This window comes from Frisingicoccus caecimuris (genome assembly GCF_004340975.1).
GTDB classification, from domain to species: Bacteria; Bacillota; Clostridia; order Lachnospirales; family Lachnospiraceae; genus Frisingicoccus; species Frisingicoccus caecimuris.
Genome location: NZ_SLXA01000005.1, coordinates 140,799 through 157,282, shown reverse-complemented (window position 1 = coordinate 157,282; position 16,484 = coordinate 140,799). Strand labels below are relative to the sequence as shown.

At 45.6% G+C, this 16,484-nt stretch carries 10 protein-coding genes; 2 read left to right on the top strand and 8 right to left on the bottom strand.

The window, feature by feature from the left end; translation table 11 throughout:
- Positions 1–195 precede the first annotated feature (195 nt).
- On the top strand, positions 196–1,347 hold the full coding sequence (locus tag EV212_RS07230) for a DUF4317 domain-containing protein (RefSeq protein WP_132091029.1): 1,152 nt from the start codon (positions 196–198) through the stop codon (positions 1,345–1,347).
- A 73-nt stretch (positions 1,348–1,420) separates the two neighbouring features.
- Here EV212_RS07230 and EV212_RS07225 read toward each other — a convergent pair whose 3' ends face one another.
- From EV212_RS07225 to EV212_RS07205, 5 genes are read right to left on the bottom strand one after another with little or no spacing between them, the layout of a single operon-like run.
- Positions 1,421–2,179 carry an anti-sigma-I factor RsgI family protein gene (locus tag EV212_RS07225; RefSeq protein WP_132091026.1) on the bottom strand — a complete coding sequence of 253 codons (759 nt, stop codon included), beginning with the start codon at positions 2,177–2,179 and terminating at the stop codon, positions 1,421–1,423.
- Positions 2,172–2,660: an RNA polymerase sigma factor gene (locus EV212_RS07220; protein ID WP_132091024.1), complete on the bottom strand. Its 489-nt coding sequence runs from the start codon at positions 2,658–2,660 to the stop codon at positions 2,172–2,174. Before EV212_RS07220 ends, EV212_RS07225 begins: the two co-directional genes overlap by 8 nt.
- A 16-nt stretch (positions 2,661–2,676) precedes the next feature.
- A complete protein-coding gene (locus tag EV212_RS07215) occupies positions 2,677–2,937 on the bottom strand; it encodes a hypothetical protein (protein ID WP_132091021.1) in 261 nt (86 codons plus the stop codon).
- A 60-nt stretch (positions 2,938–2,997) separates the two neighbouring features.
- A complete protein-coding gene (add, locus tag EV212_RS07210; protein ID WP_132091017.1) occupies positions 2,998–3,939 on the bottom strand; it encodes an adenosine deaminase in 942 nt (313 codons plus the stop codon).
- A gap of 19 nt (positions 3,940–3,958) precedes the next feature.
- Positions 3,959–4,357 (bottom strand): arsenate reductase family protein, encoded by a 399-nt coding sequence (locus EV212_RS07205; RefSeq protein WP_132091014.1) that lies wholly within the window; start codon positions 4,355–4,357, stop codon positions 3,959–3,961.
- Positions 4,358–4,429: 72 nt separating this feature from the next.
- Between EV212_RS07205 and EV212_RS07200 the strand changes: the two genes are divergently transcribed.
- Positions 4,430–5,983 carry an ABC-F family ATP-binding cassette domain-containing protein gene (locus EV212_RS07200; RefSeq protein ID WP_132091011.1) on the top strand — a complete coding sequence of 518 codons (1,554 nt, stop codon included), beginning with the start codon at positions 4,430–4,432 and terminating at the stop codon, positions 5,981–5,983.
- Positions 5,984–6,029: 46 nt separating this feature from the next.
- On the opposite strand, the gene EV212_RS07195 is transcribed toward EV212_RS07200, so the two are convergent.
- From EV212_RS07195 to EV212_RS07185, 3 genes are all read right to left on the bottom strand, one after another.
- Positions 6,030–6,539, bottom strand: a complete 510-nt coding sequence (locus EV212_RS07195; protein WP_132091008.1) for a ferritin — start codon at positions 6,537–6,539, stop codon at positions 6,030–6,032.
- An 81-nt stretch (positions 6,540–6,620) separates the two neighbouring features.
- Positions 6,621–8,321 (bottom strand): ABC-ATPase domain-containing protein, encoded by a 1,701-nt coding sequence (locus EV212_RS07190; RefSeq protein WP_132091005.1) that lies wholly within the window; start codon positions 8,319–8,321, stop codon positions 6,621–6,623.
- Between the two features lie 254 nt (positions 8,322–8,575).
- Positions 8,576–16,318 carry an InlB B-repeat-containing protein gene (locus tag EV212_RS07185; RefSeq protein ID WP_132091002.1) on the bottom strand — a complete coding sequence of 2,581 codons (7,743 nt, stop codon included), beginning with the start codon at positions 16,316–16,318 and terminating at the stop codon, positions 8,576–8,578.
- Positions 16,319–16,484: the final 166 nt, after the last annotated feature.

The window sequence follows — 16,484 nt, the reverse complement described above, 5'->3', positions numbered from 1 at the left end:
ATCAACCCTTTCTTTACATCATCCGTAAATGTTCACATGTTTATATATTCACATATGTGTATTCCTAGTATCATATTATATCATTTACTTTAGATTTCTCAATAGTTTTTTTCAGATTGTCACTTTTATGAAAATCAAGTATAATAAATAAACGTGGCTATGTACCATAATCTAAAATAAAGGCGGCAATACATAATGAATAAAAAAGAAATCAGTGAAATAAAAAAACAGTTTACTCCCTCCCATTGTGCCATTACCCGTATCTGCGGCTGCTATGTGGACGGTGAAAAGGAGAAAAAATCTCAGATGAAGGAAATGTTCCTCTCTCTTCCAGAAGAAGAAATGTTTAAATACTTTGATATTTTCAGGAAAACCCTGTCCGGGACTCTCGGAAAGAATCTTGTCAATATGGAATTTCCTATGGAAAGCGAAGATTTCGGCGGCGCCCAGGCCTTTTTAATGTCTCTTCGTGAAAGCCAGCTGAATGACCCGAATCTCCTCAATGAGTTTTATGATAAGGTGATTGAATCCTATGATTATGGCGAGAATTATTTGATTCTTCTCATCCATTCAGTTTACGATGTCCCTGGTAAAACAACAGATGGTCTGGAAATGGAAGATGCTTCCGATGAAATTTACGACCACATTTTATGCGCTATCTGCCCGGTCAAGCTGTCCAAGCCCGGCCTTTCCTATCAGGCCGAAACAAACAGTTTCCACGACCGCATTCGAGACTGGATCGTCGAGCTTCCGGAAATCGGTTTTCTATTTCCTGCCTTTAATGACCGAAGTGCAGACATCCACAATATACTTTATTACACAAAGAATCCGGAAGATTTACGTTCCGGTCTGGTTGACCAGCTTCTTGGCTGCGTCCTCCCTATGACGGCAAAAAACCAGAAAGAAACCTTCCAGACGATCATCGAAGATACCCTTGGCTCTGATTGTGATTACGAAACGATTCGAAGCATCCACGAAAATCTTCACGAAATGATGGATGAGAAAAAAGAAGAACCAGAACCACTGGTTCTTGATAAAACAGACATCAAAAATCTGCTGGTCGGCAGCGGCGTTCAACCAGAAAAGCTTAAAGACTTTGAAAAGCATTATGAAGCTTCTGCGCCGGATCCAGTTCCTTTTATGGCCTCCAATATTGCCAATACACGAAAATTTGAAGTCAAAACCCCGGATGTCGTGGTTCAGGTCAATCCGGCCCGTTCTGACCTTGTTGATACTCGTATGATCGATGGTCGCCGATGCATCGTTATTGAAATCAATGACTCGGTGGAGGTCAACGGGATTCCTGTGCGCTTTCACCAGAAAGATTCCGCTACAAATAGTATTTAAAAAAATTTAAAACACGGTATACTGTTTTCTATCCAACAATATACCGTGTTTTAATACTTTTTAGTTATTGCCCCTAGTTCCCATGTCCATATCCATGGCCCTTACCACGATGTCCTTCTCCCTGATGACCAATGTCATTTTCTTCTGCATCATAATATGGTTCATCGGACAAAGCCTCTATATAATTGCGTATTTCTTTCATTGTCATCCCCTGTACCTCATCTACAGTTATATCCGGATCAAGGACTTTTAATTCCTGATAAGCTCTGTATTTTCCACAGGATAATCCCATCTCATGCGCTGAATGTGCATCCTCACTGCTGGCTGTATAGCAGTATATCCCTCTGTTTCCTTCGGTATAGGTTTCAATGTCGGAAAGTATTTTCCCGCATCGGGCTGTATCTGAACCAACGACAGTGATCGATAATTCTTCATCAGAAGACAAACAGGCCTGAATACTCTCGCTGCACAATATCCGCTCCAGGGCTTCCGTATATTTAATAAATTTCACATCCAGTGAAGCAGCCAATTCCCTTCCATCGGTATTGTAACCTTTAACAGAAATCACCCGATCGAAACGATTGATTCCTAATTCAATCGATGGATTTATATCGATACTGATTGCAGATGTTGGTATGAAATAAACCTGATAACTTCCAAAAACAATTAATATAAACAGCAGGCAGACCGCTGCCGGAACAAACCGGGATGAACTAAAGAACCGGTTTTTTTTATGATCATTTCTCTGATGCAAAAGAAATTCTTTTGTTTTTTCTTTTAACTCTTCTTCCGCATGAATTTCATCAAAGGCCTTCTTCAATCGTTCATTCATCCACATCACCCCCTAACCTTTCCTTTAGCACTTGTCTGGAACGCGTCAGGAGCGTATAGACTGTATTTACATTTTTCCCAAGAATATCGCTGATTTCCGGAGCCGTATATCCCTCATAGTAATGGAGATATATCACATCTCTGTATTTTTGCGGCAGCGACAGGACAGCTTTTAAAACCTCTCCGTACTCTGAAGACATATTTGGCGGCTGCGCCATATCCATGATTCGTTCCAGTGATACGAAATGGCTTCGAAAAAAATTTTTAAGCAAATCCTTGCAGGCATTTATTGTCACCCGGATAAACCAGGCTTTTTCATGCTCCCCATTTTCAAAGGTATTCTCATTAAGGATATATTTTAAAAATACCGTCTGAAATATATCCTCCGTATCCGCATGATTCTTCAAATAGATCATGCAAATTCGGCGTATGGTATCTGAATAACGTTCAACCGCCGCATTGACCTCTTCTTCGCTCCGCATAGTAAATCCTCACCGACTACCTTCGATGGCATCCTTGATGATGCCCCTGCCCCCGGCCTGTGCCACCCATTGTTCCTACTCTCCCGGCATAATTATCACAAACGCCATCTTTATCTGCATCCACATATTGGCAGACATTGCCCGAACAGTCACAAAGACCGTCACCATTCACATCCGTAAAGTGTCGCCCACATCCCCATCCTGATGCAAAAGTAGTTGTCACTCCAACCATAAAAACCAAAGCCGCTGTCATAACACCTGTTAGCATTTTTTTCATATTCATTTCCTCCTTTTCTACCTATAATACGATTGAAAATGAACAATCCATTCAAAATTTTTATTTTTTATTTTCAAACATACTTTCTTCCGCATTTTTTATAAGATGACCAATTTCTATCTCGCTCAAATGAAAGGTATCTGCCAACAATTGTAATTCACGCCGGACCGTCGTATTCGATACCGTCATGTTGTCTGTATTAATTGTGACTTTTATACCTTCGTCAAGAATTTTTAAAATCGGATAGTCTGTAATATTTTTAAATACTTTAGTGTTTATATTGCTTGTTGGACACAATTCTAACGGAATTTTATCTTTTTCAAGGCGCCGAACCAGCGTCCTATCCTCTAAGCACCGTATACCATGACCTATTCGTGAAGCACCGAACTCTAAAGCCGCCCATATACTCTCCGGTCCGTCAGCCTCTCCGGCATGAATTGTAAAGGGAATTCCTTTTCTTCCCGCCTCCCGAAATATACTTTCAAATTTTTTTGTAGGAAAGAGCGTCTCAGCGCCGGCCAGGTCCAAAGCCACAACACCCTTTCCCAGATATTCTCTGGCAACTTCTACTGTTTCCAAATTCAAAGCCTGATTATCTGCTCCCCTCATACAGCACAGGATAAGACTGGAAGAAAAGCCCTGCAATCCCCGGACTGCCGCCGCCACCACCTGTTCCTGCCTGAGCCCTTTTCGAATATGGAGCTGAGGCGCGAAACGAATTTCCGAATAGGTCAGCCCCTGAGCCTTTTGGATTTTTAATAATTCACAGACGCTATACGTAATGGCCTTTTCCGTCTGTAAAAGTTCCAAAGAATAATCAAACTTTGTCAGATAGTCATTTAAATCCTGACAATCTGACGGTACCACCATCAGACGTTTTAAAGCTTCTTCAGACTTTATCTCCATCCCCTGCATTTTTGCAAGTTCCCTGGCCATATCAAAGCTCAATGAACCGTCCAAATGTACATGCAAATCTATAAGTCCTTTTTTTGGAATCTCCATAAAATCCCCCCTGGATTAATTAATTTTCAAATGTCCATTCCGCTTCTTTAAATCCGACCAATACCCGATCGTCTTCCACAATGATGGGACGTTTTACGAGCATACCGTCACTGGCCAGCAGTGCAATTTGCTCTTCCTCATTCATCTCAGGCAATTTATTTTTTAATTCCATTTCTTTATACTTTTTCCCGCTTGTATTAAAAAACTTCTTCAACGGAAGGCCGCTGCGGCTAATCCACTCTTTCAATTCTTCCGCTGTCGGATTGTTTTCAATAATATGTCTGTCCTCAAAGGCCACCTGATGTTCCTCTAAATATTTCTTTGCCTTTCTGCATGTCGAGCATTTTGGATATTCAATAAACAAACGATTCATAGTCTTCCTCCTAAATATTGTTATTATCCCTATGATACCATTCATTTCTTCCCTTGCAAAGCCTGAACTTATTCGATATAATAAAGTCCGTAATTTTGCAAAGGAAAAGGTGCTTCTATGATTCTAAATGTAAAAAATCTGAGCCACGGTTTCGGTGACCGGGCTATATTTAATAATGTATCCTTCCGTCTGCTCAAAGGGGAACACATCGGTCTCATCGGCGCCAACGGCGAAGGAAAATCCACGTTTATGAATATTATCACAGGAAAACTCATGCCCGATGAAGGAACTGTCGAATGGGCGAAAAATGTCCGTGTCGGCTATCTGGACCAGCATGCTGTACTCGAAAAAGGGATGACGATCCGGAATGCGCTTCAGTCTGCTTTTCAATTTTTATATGAAATGGAAGAAAGTATGAATCAGATGTTCGAAAGCATGGCAGAAGCTTCACCAGAGGTAATGGAAAAGCTTCTGGAAGAAACCGGAACCATTCAGGACCTGCTGGAACAACATGACTTTTATCAGATTGACACAAAAGTTGAAGAAATCGGCCGTGCCCTCGGCCTGACAGAAATCGGTCTTGACCGGGATGTTACAGAACTATCCGGCGGTCAGAGAACCAAAGTCCTTCTCGGAAAACTGCTTCTCGAAAAACCGGACATTCTTCTTCTCGACGAGCCGACCAACTATCTGGATGAGCAGCACATTGAGTGGCTGAAACGCTATCTGAAGGATTATGATAATGCTTTTATTTTAATTTCTCACGATATTCCATTTTTAAACAGTGTCATCAACCTGATTTATCATATGGAAAACCAGAGCCTTGACCGCTATCCGGGAGATTATGACAAGTTCCGGGAAGTTTACGCAATGAAAAAAGCTCAGCTCGAAGCCGCTTATAACCGCCAACAACAGGAAATCAGCGCTCTGAAAGACTTTGTCGCCCGCAACAAAGCCCGGGTCTCCACACGCAACATGGCCATGTCCCGTCAGAAAAAACTGGATAATATGGACATCATTGAACTTGCTAAAGAGAAACCGAAACCGGAATTTAACTTTAAGACGGCCCGGGCCTCCGGCAAAATGATCTTTGAAACGGACGATCTTGTCATCGGTTATGACGAGCCTTTGACCTGTCCGTTAAACATCCGAATGGAACGGGGCGACAAAATTGCCCTCACCGGAGCAAATGGCATCGGTAAAACAACCCTCTTAAAGAGTATTCTTGGGCTGATCCCGGCTTATTCGGGAAAAGTCCAGCTTGGCGATTATCAATATATCGGTTACTTTGAACAGGAAGGAGAAAAGGACAATCGGACAACCTGCATCGAAGAACTCTGGAAAGACTTTCCTTCCTATACTCAGTATGAAATTCGCTCTGCCCTCGCCAAATGTGGTCTGACGACAAAACATATTGAAAGTCAGGTCCGCGTTTTAAGCGGCGGCGAGCAGGCCAAAGTCCGTCTCTGTAAGATCATTAACAAAGAGACAAACATCCTTCTTCTGGACGAACCTACCAATCATCTGGATGTGGATGCCAAAGACGAATTAAAACGAGCCCTTCAGGAGTACAAGGGCAGCATCCTGCTCATCTGTCATGAACCGGAATTCTATCAGGATGTGGTCACCCAGGTCTGGAACTGCCAGGAATGGTCCACAAAAATCATCTAAAAAAACAGGGATATTGAAGCTTCAATATCCCTTGATTATGTAGCAATTACAATGTTAAAGATGGTGCAGAGTATACGCGGGCGCCCAGTTCAGAATTCAGCATATATAATCCTTTGGCATCGGAACCAAAAAGTTCCATCTTAGTAATCATATCGCTGGCATTTTTCTCTTCTTCGCCCTGTTCTTTTACAAACCAGTCAAGAAGCTGCATTGTACGGAAATCTTTTACTTCATGAGCAGCCTCGTAAATATTGTTAATAAGAGAAGTTACATACTTTTCATGTTCAAGACCAGCTTCCAGCGGAGCCATATGACTGTCAAGCACCTTATCTGGTTTGGCAATTGCCTCCAAAGTGATCTTTTCACCGTTATTCTCTAAATACTGGAAGAAAAGCATCGCATGATCGCGCTCTTCCTGAGCCTGAATCTTATACCAGTTTGCAAAGCCATCCAGGCCGACAGAACCATAATAGTTTGCGAAATCCAGATAAAGATATGCGGAATAAAGTTCTTTGTTGATCTGATCATTAATCAGTGCTGCTACTTTTTTATCCATTTTAATTATCCTCCTGTAATTTAAATTCATTGGTTATGATTATATCCCTTAGTCATTGTCTTTGTCAATATAATAACCCCATCAGACATTTAATTTCCTGTATCTATTAAAACATGCGAAGATTTCCTGTTTTCTCGGCATAGCTAGTCCTGACGGAAGATAGCTGCTTTCACATATTTTATCCAAACCATTTTTATTGAGAATATCTGTCAGTTCATCCACGATCTGCACCATCGAACGCTGACCATCCATCAAATGTTTTTGTGCATAATTCAGTAAATATCCCAAAGCCGTTAACTGCTCACTGTCCACAAGCTGTTCCACATATCGCAGATCGATATTGTCCCGATTCAATTGGATACTATCTTTTCCCAGAACCTTTATTTTTGTCCGCTCACCCGGACGTTCTCTGACGCCTTTCGGTCTTCTGTCAAAGGATGGTTCTCTGCAGGACGGTGCTTTATCCATTTTTAATGGATATTCTGCCGCTTTAACTTTGGCAAAGTTGGTAATCTCCTCTGGTATATATTGACGCATCTGGATAATATGGTCCGCCTTGTGAAAATAAGAACCGGAACTTCCAGCGACAATAATCGAAGATATACCGTAATTTTCATACAATTCCCGCAATCGGTCAATATAGGGAGTAATTGGCTCCGATTCCCTGCCGACCACCGACTGCATTAATTCGTCCCGGATCATAAAGTTGGTCGCACTGGTATCTTCATCGATAAGAAACACTCTGCTGCCCGCTTCCATTGCTTCAATCACATTAGCCGCCTGAGAGGTACTGCCACTGGCATCATCCGTTTCAAAATGCTCCGTATTCTTACCATTCGGAAGACCATTGATAAACATTGAAATATCAATGCCCCGAATGCTCCGGCCATCCTCGGCCCGAATTTTCACAGCCGTATCATTCGTTATAACGTATTCCCTGCCATCATCCATAATATGGTTATATACGCCGCGTTCCAAAGCTTCTAGGAGGGTAGATTTTCCATGATAACCTCCGCCAACAATCAAAGTCACCCCTTTAGGAATTCCCATTCCCCGAATGTTCCCGCCATAGGGCAGATTCATCGTTACAGCCAGCGACTCGGGCGCTTTAAAGGTCACCGCCCCCCGCATTGGCTTCTGAGAAATTCCCGATTCTCTTGGAAGAACAGCGCCATCAGCTACAAAAGCACACAAGTTCCTTTCTGTCAGTATATGTCGAATATAATCCTGGTCATCCGCCAGCTCTGCGATTTTTTCCAAACGTCGTTTATCCAGGGGCCGATAGTATAAGGATTTCTGCACGCAGACGGGAATCAGTTCAAAAAATATTTTCACAGCCTCACGTCCATTAATCGTACGTCCGTTTGCAGGAAGACCTACCTCCATACGAAGTAAAATATCTCCACTGGAAGGATTTATTTCGCATGCACTTCGTTCCAGAATTTCCTGACTGCATCGACTCACTGAAATCAGCCCGCTTTTTCCCGAACCCTTTGCTTTAAAGGCCGCCTTCTCGGCCTGATGTCCAAACTGCCGAAGAAGTTCATCCTGCAAGGCAATACGCCGACATGAATTTATATATAAACTTTTTGGAAAACCAGAAACTTTCCCCTGAACTTCCACACTCACCTTTGACGGTGACGCAAAAGGATCTCCCTGGACATGATTGATTGAAAGTACATAACCACCAAACTGATAGCGTCCCCGAATATCTTTATATGCCGGATATCCCCGATGGTCAATACGTTCCAATAATTCCTTTAAATCTTCTAGTGATTTCATATAATTACGCCTTTCCTATATTTTATTTATTAAGTATATCACATTTTCGGAATCTATTTTGTCATGCGATGATCATCTCTAAATCCTCTTCCTTTTTCTTTTAAAAATCAAAATCCAGCTTAAGATGGAATAAAAAGACACTTCCTATAAAAATTTAACGATAGCGCCTTTTTATGGCTGCTATCGTTAAATCTGCATCCTCGAAATCAAAAATGCGCCAAAAATGAAATTACCAAACCTTATTTCCGAAATTCTTACCTATTTTTATGTTTCTTTCTTTTACCTTGCAGTATGAAAACTACCAGTATAGAGATTACAGTAAAGCAAGAACATCCCATGAGTATTATCCACGGAACCAGATCTGTCTCATCGCCGGTCCTCGGCATAGCATCCGTGTGATTCGTTGGTGGGTTTGAATTCGTTGACCCTCCCGGACCGATTGGCTTGTTCGGTTTTTCAGCATCCGGATTATCGCCGTTCAGGCTGCGCCACTGAGCAATCAGATTCAGGTCGCCATCCACAGTCACTTTTTCTCCCGGCTGATGCATTTCACCATTTTCATCCTTCCATCCGGCGAAGATATGATCGCCCCGCGAAGGTGCTGCCTTTACCGTATGCACAGCTCCATTCTTCACCGTTTCTGGTCCGTAAAGCTCGTTTTCAGCAGGAATGCCGTCGTTCAAATCATAAGTCACCGTATATTCCTTTTCATCGCCATCCTCATTATATCCCCAGACTGCATAGACTGTTATATCTCTGTCGCCAAGCATAACCTCGCTAATGTATTCAGGTGTCTTATCGTCCCGGCTGTAGATTTGATCCGTTGCCTGTGCTGTCCATCCAAGGAACACTACCTTTTTGCCATCTACATCACTGTGGATTGGCTTTTGGATGCTCAACGTGACCTTATCCCCGGATATATGGACGCCATCGTCGGCCGGTATGCCACTGACCGTGCCGCCCTTCTTTCCGTTTCCGTCATACAGAACTTTGACCGTTTCCATATAATCTGCGGTTCCGTTTCCGTTTCGGTCCTCTGCCCACACAGCGTATAGAATGATATTCTCCGTCTCCAAGGTAATCTGCGTTCCGGTGATCAGGATTTTCTGCATATCGTTTTCCTGACCAGCCGTAAAGGCATTTTCACATTTCGTCCGGCTCCAGCCCACAAAGACTTCTTTGTCCTTACGGGTAAAGTCTGTCTCCTGAGTCAGCGTGATACTCTGGTTCTTTTCTATGTTGCTTTCACCTTTCGGCACAGTACCTTTTCCGCCGTTCAGGTCATAGCTCAGGGAATAGGTCTCCAACACATCAGCCATACTATTACCATTTTCATCATAACCCCATGCTGCATAGACTGTCACGTCTTTTTTGCCAAGGGTGACCTCTCTGATCGTCTCAGGAGCAGTGTCTGACCGGCTGTAGATTTGATCTGTTGCCTGTGCTGTCCATCCAAGGAATACCACCTGCTTGTCGTCTGCTTCGCTGTAAGTTGGCACATCTTCGCTCAATGTGACTTTATCCTCAGGTATATGAACACCGTTGTCGATCGGTATTCCGCTGACCGTGCCGCCCTTCTTTCCGTTTCCGTCATACAGGACTTTGACCGTTTCCATATAATCTGCGGTCCCGTTTCCATTTCGGTCCTCTGCCCACACAGCGTAAAGAATGATATTCTCTGTCTCTATGGTAATCTGCGTTCCGGTGATCAGGATTTTCTGTATATCGTTTTCCTGACCAGCCGTAAAGGCATTTTCACATTTCGTCCGGCTCCAGCCCACAAACAACTCCTTGTCACCGCGGGTAAAATCCTTGTCCTTCGTCAACGTGACGATCTCGCCTTTTTTAATATCGGTTCCCTCCGCCGGAACAGTCCCATTTCCACCGTTCAGGTCATAGCTGAGGGAATAGGTCTCCAGCACATCGGCCATATCATTACCATTTTCATCATAGCCCCATACTGCATAAACGGTTATATCCCCATCGGTAAAGGTGACTTCCGTGACCGTCGCGGGTTCTTCGTCCTCCCGGCCGAGTATCTTGTTCACTGCCTTTGGTGTCCATCCGATAAATACCACGTTTTTACCATCCACACTGGCATGTAAAGGCTTCTGTTCACTCAGGGTGAGCTTATCTGTTGGGATGTAGGCATTTTTATCCACCGGTACTGTGCTACTCTCGACAGTGCCTTCACAGGCGTTCCCATCGTATGTAATACGACGTACCTCGTCATAATCCGCTGTTCCGTTGCCGTTGCGGTCCTCCGCCCAGACGGCATAAAGGGTGATATCCTCCGTTCCGAAAACGATACTGTTGCTTTCCTTCTTAATGAGGATATTTTCGATATCATCCTTTTCCCCGGCAGTAAATGCGGCAGAATGCTGTGTGGTGCTCCAACCTGCAAACAGCGCCTTGTCGCTGCGGGTAAAGCTCTTCTCCTCTGTCAGCTTGACAGTGCTGCGTTTTTCAATGCCGGTTACCTGAGCCGGGATAGTCCCCTCGCCGCCGTTGAGATCATAGGTCAATGTATACGTCTCCAGCACATCGGCAATACCATTACCATTTTCGTCATAGCCCCATGCCGCATAGACCGTCACGTCCGCATCAACAAAAGTGACCTTTGTAATCTTGTTTACCGGTACGTTGTCCGAACGTTCAAAGACATCTTCCACCGCGGCCGAGGTCCAGCAGATAAAGACCACTTTCTTGCCGTCGACATCGCTGTGGGTCGGTACCTGCGTGCTAAGGTTCACCTCGTCTTGAGGAATATAGATTGTGTTATCCGAAGGCAGATTATTAATCGTACCGCTGTCTCTGGCGTTCCCGGCATAGGTAAGTCCATAACTCTCCAGATAGTCGGCTGTTTTGTTCCCGTTGCGATCCTGCGCCCAGACAGCATACACGTTGGTGTTGCCGTCTGCATCGGCGTATTTACTGGTGTCAGAAGCATCAATATTGGAAACGTCTGCCCCCGCCTTGTCCAGCATTTTGACCTCCGTATGTATGCTGCTCTTCAAATTCTGGTAATCCTCTGGTGTAACGATAATCTTGTCCAGTATCGGTGTTGTACTCCAGCCTACAAATATGTTCGTACCGTAGGTAAATGTATGGGGTTTTATTTCGTTGTCGGCATCAGATGCAGGAGCATCATGATTTAGCATCTTACCGTAAACCTCACCGCTTGTTGAAAGCGCAGCTTTGCTGCCTGTCACATGGTGATGGGAGCAGATTACATCCCTGCGGTCATTGTTATTGCCGTGGTAACGGACATGGACAGCATCATCATTGTAATCCGGCTTACCATTGTAATTAGCATCTACCGCCCATACCGCGTAGAGGGTAACATCATGGTCGGGCATTTCGTGCTCGTCGTTGGTAATGATCTTAGCAATCGTCTCCTGAGCCGCGTCCGCCTGAAGAACAGTCGTGATCTGCTCCAGACTCCAGCCGGCAAAGATTGCAGCATCTTTTTTCAGAGCCTCCGTACCAGTATAAACCGGCGTGACTTTTTCTCCTTCGATATGCATTGAAGTTTCCGGCACGGCGCCCTCCGTATTGCCGTTGCCGTCATACCTTACGGAATAGAGCTGCTTTACCTCTGCGGTGAAGGTCTTATCCTTCGTTATGGTCGTATTCTTCAGCTGCTCGGTAGTATACGTGCTTGTTCCGTCCGACCAGTTATCGGTGAATTTATAGCCGCTGTCGGCGGTGACGCTCGGCACATCGTCATTCAGCTGATCATTGTGCCAGACATTCACCGAATATTCCGCGTCTGCCGCGAAGGCTGTGACCGAACCGCTGCCGAGGGCGGCATTGGCTGCCACAAACCTGACGGAGTGAGGCTGCTGAAGGCCGATGTCCAGCACTGCACTGCCATCGCCCTTTTTGAGCGTGACGCTTGCGGTGACCGTTTTGGAATCGCTGCTCGCCGTGAACTTACTTCCGATTTGCGGGAGAGAAAATTTCAAGGGCTTATCGGAAGCCCGATCCGGGTTGCCGGGGTTGGTGACGATGACGTGATACAAGTCCGCCATCCGTCCGGTAAACTTATAGTTTCCGTCCATCGTGGTAGTCCGGTGGCTGTCCGTATCGCCGCCGGGCGTTATCTCCGTATCCTCCACGTTGTTCCAATGAGGCGCATATATCCCGACCTCACCCTTATATAATTCATCCACAGTTTCATCATATGTGCCGTTAAAGTTCTTATCCAAAAAGACCTTGCCCTCGATAACGCCGGTCTGGAACTCCACCTGAATCCGTGGGAGCGGGTTATGCCCCTGATTGGTCGTATTTCCCACTGAGTATGGCGACACACCGCAAGGTCCAAAGTTGACAGTGCTGCCCACCAGCTCCGCGTTACTTTTGAATGCCGGTACATAGTGCAAGCAGACCTGCAATTCGGCATCTTGCCGAATGCTGGTAACATTGTCCTTAGCCGCAATCCGGATCATTTTCACCTGGCTCCAGTCAGTGATTTCACTTGCCTCCACATAGTTATCCGGATTGCTATAGTGGAGCTGATTGCCTGAAGCCGCTTTTGAATCAATCGTGGTGCTGTATTTTACCGAAATTCTATCCCTGGATTCACCTGAGAGCGTCGGCTCTCCGGTCAGTTTCATGTCAAAGTCAAAAGCCTCGTCCTGCATATGGCTGTCCCAGAAGTCACCCGCCTTGGGTACCGGGATAAAGTAATAGAAAGCCTTTGCTTCCGCCTCGGTAAAATCTCTGCCAGTTTCATTCTTGAGAGTAAACAGCATGTCAACACCATGATTTTCATCTGTCAGAAAGACCTTCTTCCCATCAACCTCATAGTTGGAATAGTCCCCCGGATTATAGTCCGGTGTTTGAGACAAATCCACCATTCTTGCACCAAAGGTGAAGGTCAGGCCCAGCCGGGCCGCCACCACAGACAGTTTCGAGCCCTTTGCGTTGACATTGAAGGTGCTGAACCGCTCCGTCATATTGTTATCTCCGTCCATATCATAGGTATCCACAACCTGATATTGGCTCAGTGTGCCGGTATTACTTGTGGATTCCAGCGACGCGCTCTTAAATCGCACACAGTCCCGCATATCCAGGGTCATGGCGTCGGCGTCCCTGGCAATCTCCATATCAAAGGAAATCCCGATCTGGTACTGCCCCAGCCCGTCCGTAAACCAGCCAACCTTTACGGGGTTACCCAGATTCGTAAATGTAATCTTGTACAGCTTGTAGGCAGTGGCGGTAGATGTTACTTCCTCTAACTTGTATGCTCCATCGGATATTTCTTCTCTTGTGGGATTCAGTTCCGTCTCCGTAACCACATCAAAGAGGAAAACCTTATCCGCCATTCTTCCGACCTCTTGGTAAAGCTTGAGGTTTTTGACCGTTATCTTTTCCGGCAGGCGGATATAGATTTCCTGGTCCGTTGTTATATTGTTGGAGGAATAGGGATAAGCGGATGAACTGAGCAGGCCGTTGAAGGTAATCGTGTCTCCCGCCGTTGCAGCGGTCTTGCTCTCCCCGGTTTCTGGATCGCTCAGGATTGGCAGCCGCTCCAAGGAATTCTCCTTGTACGCCTGTTCCATGGCCAGGGGTATCTCACCTCCGGTGCTTGTAACCTTTACGGTATACTTGGCTGTTGTGGCTGTACTCACATTGGAATCAGTGTCGTACATATTCATGAAAGCAAAGTCATTATAAGTACCCGCATCTGCGGTCAGCAGCTTGCCGAAGGTGGTGGCGTATCCAGACGTAGGGTCCTGGGCTCGGGACGCCACATAACCCACATAGTCCTTCTCAAATCCACCTACGTTGGCACGAATCTTGGTGAAATAGTCGTTCTCGCCAAGGCCTGCCATCTGGGCGGTAAAGGTGACGAAACCACCGCTACTAATGAGCGTGCCGTCATACTTTTGCTCGTTTGTATTTTGGTTGGTTGTGTACCAGACTTCCACAACATTGCCGTCATTTGCCGGAATCTTCTGGGCGGTGACGCCGATTTTGTCATTGATTGCGTATGTGAATTCCACAGTCTTTTCAGCGCTCTTATCACCACCGTGGTTGACCACGTGGAACTGTCCCAAATAATAGATAATATTGGGATCGCTTGTGTAATTATTATATATTGGATTATCGTTCGCTTTTCCGGTCACGCTCATACTCTCGCCTTCATACGCCGTGAAGCTGAGCGTATTAAACGGATTATTCCACGGATACCACATACTGTCATCCTGCCAGGTGATTTTTCCGCCCACCGCGGCGGCGGCAGCGCCGGTAGTGGGTTCCTTACCTTCGAAACATCCAGGGGCTGTATTGCCGGTGCTTAAAATCGATCCGCTGCCCCACTTGACAGCCTTATTAGTCGTAACGTCGCAATCAGACGTCCATTTAAAATAAGGGGTAAAGTAGTCCTGCCCGTATTCCAAATACAGGTTTGTCCATTTCAGCGTGACGGTATGATCGGTATCATTTCTAGTTTCCGTAAAGTTAAAGCCATTCAAATAGTTGTCGTTTTCATCTTTATGATTCTCCGGATTCAGCAGGTTAGCCCTGGTCGACATTCCCGCGGGGTCATAGGTTATGTGATCGAATTCCGCATAGACATTGCTGCCATCTTTTTCGTAGTACGGCAGGGCAATGGTGATCTCCAGCTTCTTAAAGAACTGGGGCATGTCGATGTAGTCCTTATCTGGGTTCAGCCATACCTGCCGCAGGGCAAAGGGCTGGCCTGCCGCCGTGGGCACGCCCGTCTTCACGCCAACGCTTGACAATCTGGGACCGGTTTGGATGGCTCTGGTAGCATCGTAGCTGCCCGTGATCTTGGCATTGGCAGAAACCGTCTGATATCGCGTCTGATTGGCTGTATCACCAACATCTCCGGTGTAAACCCTGATATTCAGCGGCTGGCTCAGCGGCTGCTCCTTCCGCCTGTTCCAGAGGACCGTATCCGGCTCCAGAATGATATTGAAGCTGTTCTCTTGTGCCGTGCTTTTGAGGGAATAGGTTATGGTGCCGGACTTCGGGCAATAGCCGCCGTAATTATTGCTGCTGTTCAGCTGATCAATGCTTTCAGGCGTTACGCTCTCAGCCATACCGCCTCTCTCAGGTATCGGGTACTCCACCACGGTAAGGCCGTCGGGCACGGTGATCTCCACTTTCTTATTTTGCAGGTTCAGCGTGCTCTTCACCACAATGTGCAGCGTTACCTGCCTTGAGTAGTCGACCGTAAAAGTACCGTCACTGAGCAACGATTGCTCATTCCCCTCGGCATCCCTGATCAGAGCAGTCTCAATCTCCATTGTCGCATCGCCGTCAGCCAGCAACTGTGTTTCCAATTGCTCCATCATCGCTGTAAGATATTCCGCCCCTGCAATCTGTTCCTGTTCCTCCGGCTTCAGAGCCTGATATGCCTCAAAGACAGTACGGACCTGAGCATATATTTGCTCCATACTTGCTTCATCAAGTTCATCCATCTGCCACTGCTCCATCTGAAGAAGGAGATCATCAATCTGATTCTGTACCGGGCAGACGGCACATACAAACGTACATACCGGGTTCTCCTCCGTGTAACCGCAGGCCTCGTCATGCACCGGATGATGTTTACAAGCTTCCGTCTGGGACGGCTCCTTTGATTCCAATTCTTCTGTCTCTTTATCGGATTCACCACTGACATCTTCTAAATTGCCAGAATCCTCTGTTCCAGACGATACATTTTCAACGCTTTCTGTCTCAATGCTCTCTGTTTCATTCTGAACAGGCGTTTCAACTACAGACCCGGTCTCCTGTTCTGTCTCTCCGAAAGCATCAACATCCGATAACAGGTTTGCATCATCTTCACCCGTATCTGCTACAACGCTGGTCTGGTCATTTATGGCAGCCTCGACAGTTAAAGCGCCTCCCATATTTGTACCGATCAATGCAATGCAGAGTGCTGAACCAATGATTCTGTGCCATATTTTTTTTCTGCTCTTTTGGCTGTATTTTCCTGCTGATGTTTCAATTCTTTTTTTCTTCATCCAAAAAAACACCTATAATCCCCCTTTTTAATATATGTCACGGCTGGAATCAATCAACCATATTTTCGCTGACATTGCAGAGTTTTTTCATTTTAAACATCTGCTCTGCAGCCGCTGATAATGGATAATATTCTGCCTTTTATTGTAAGGGATTTTTCTTGGATAA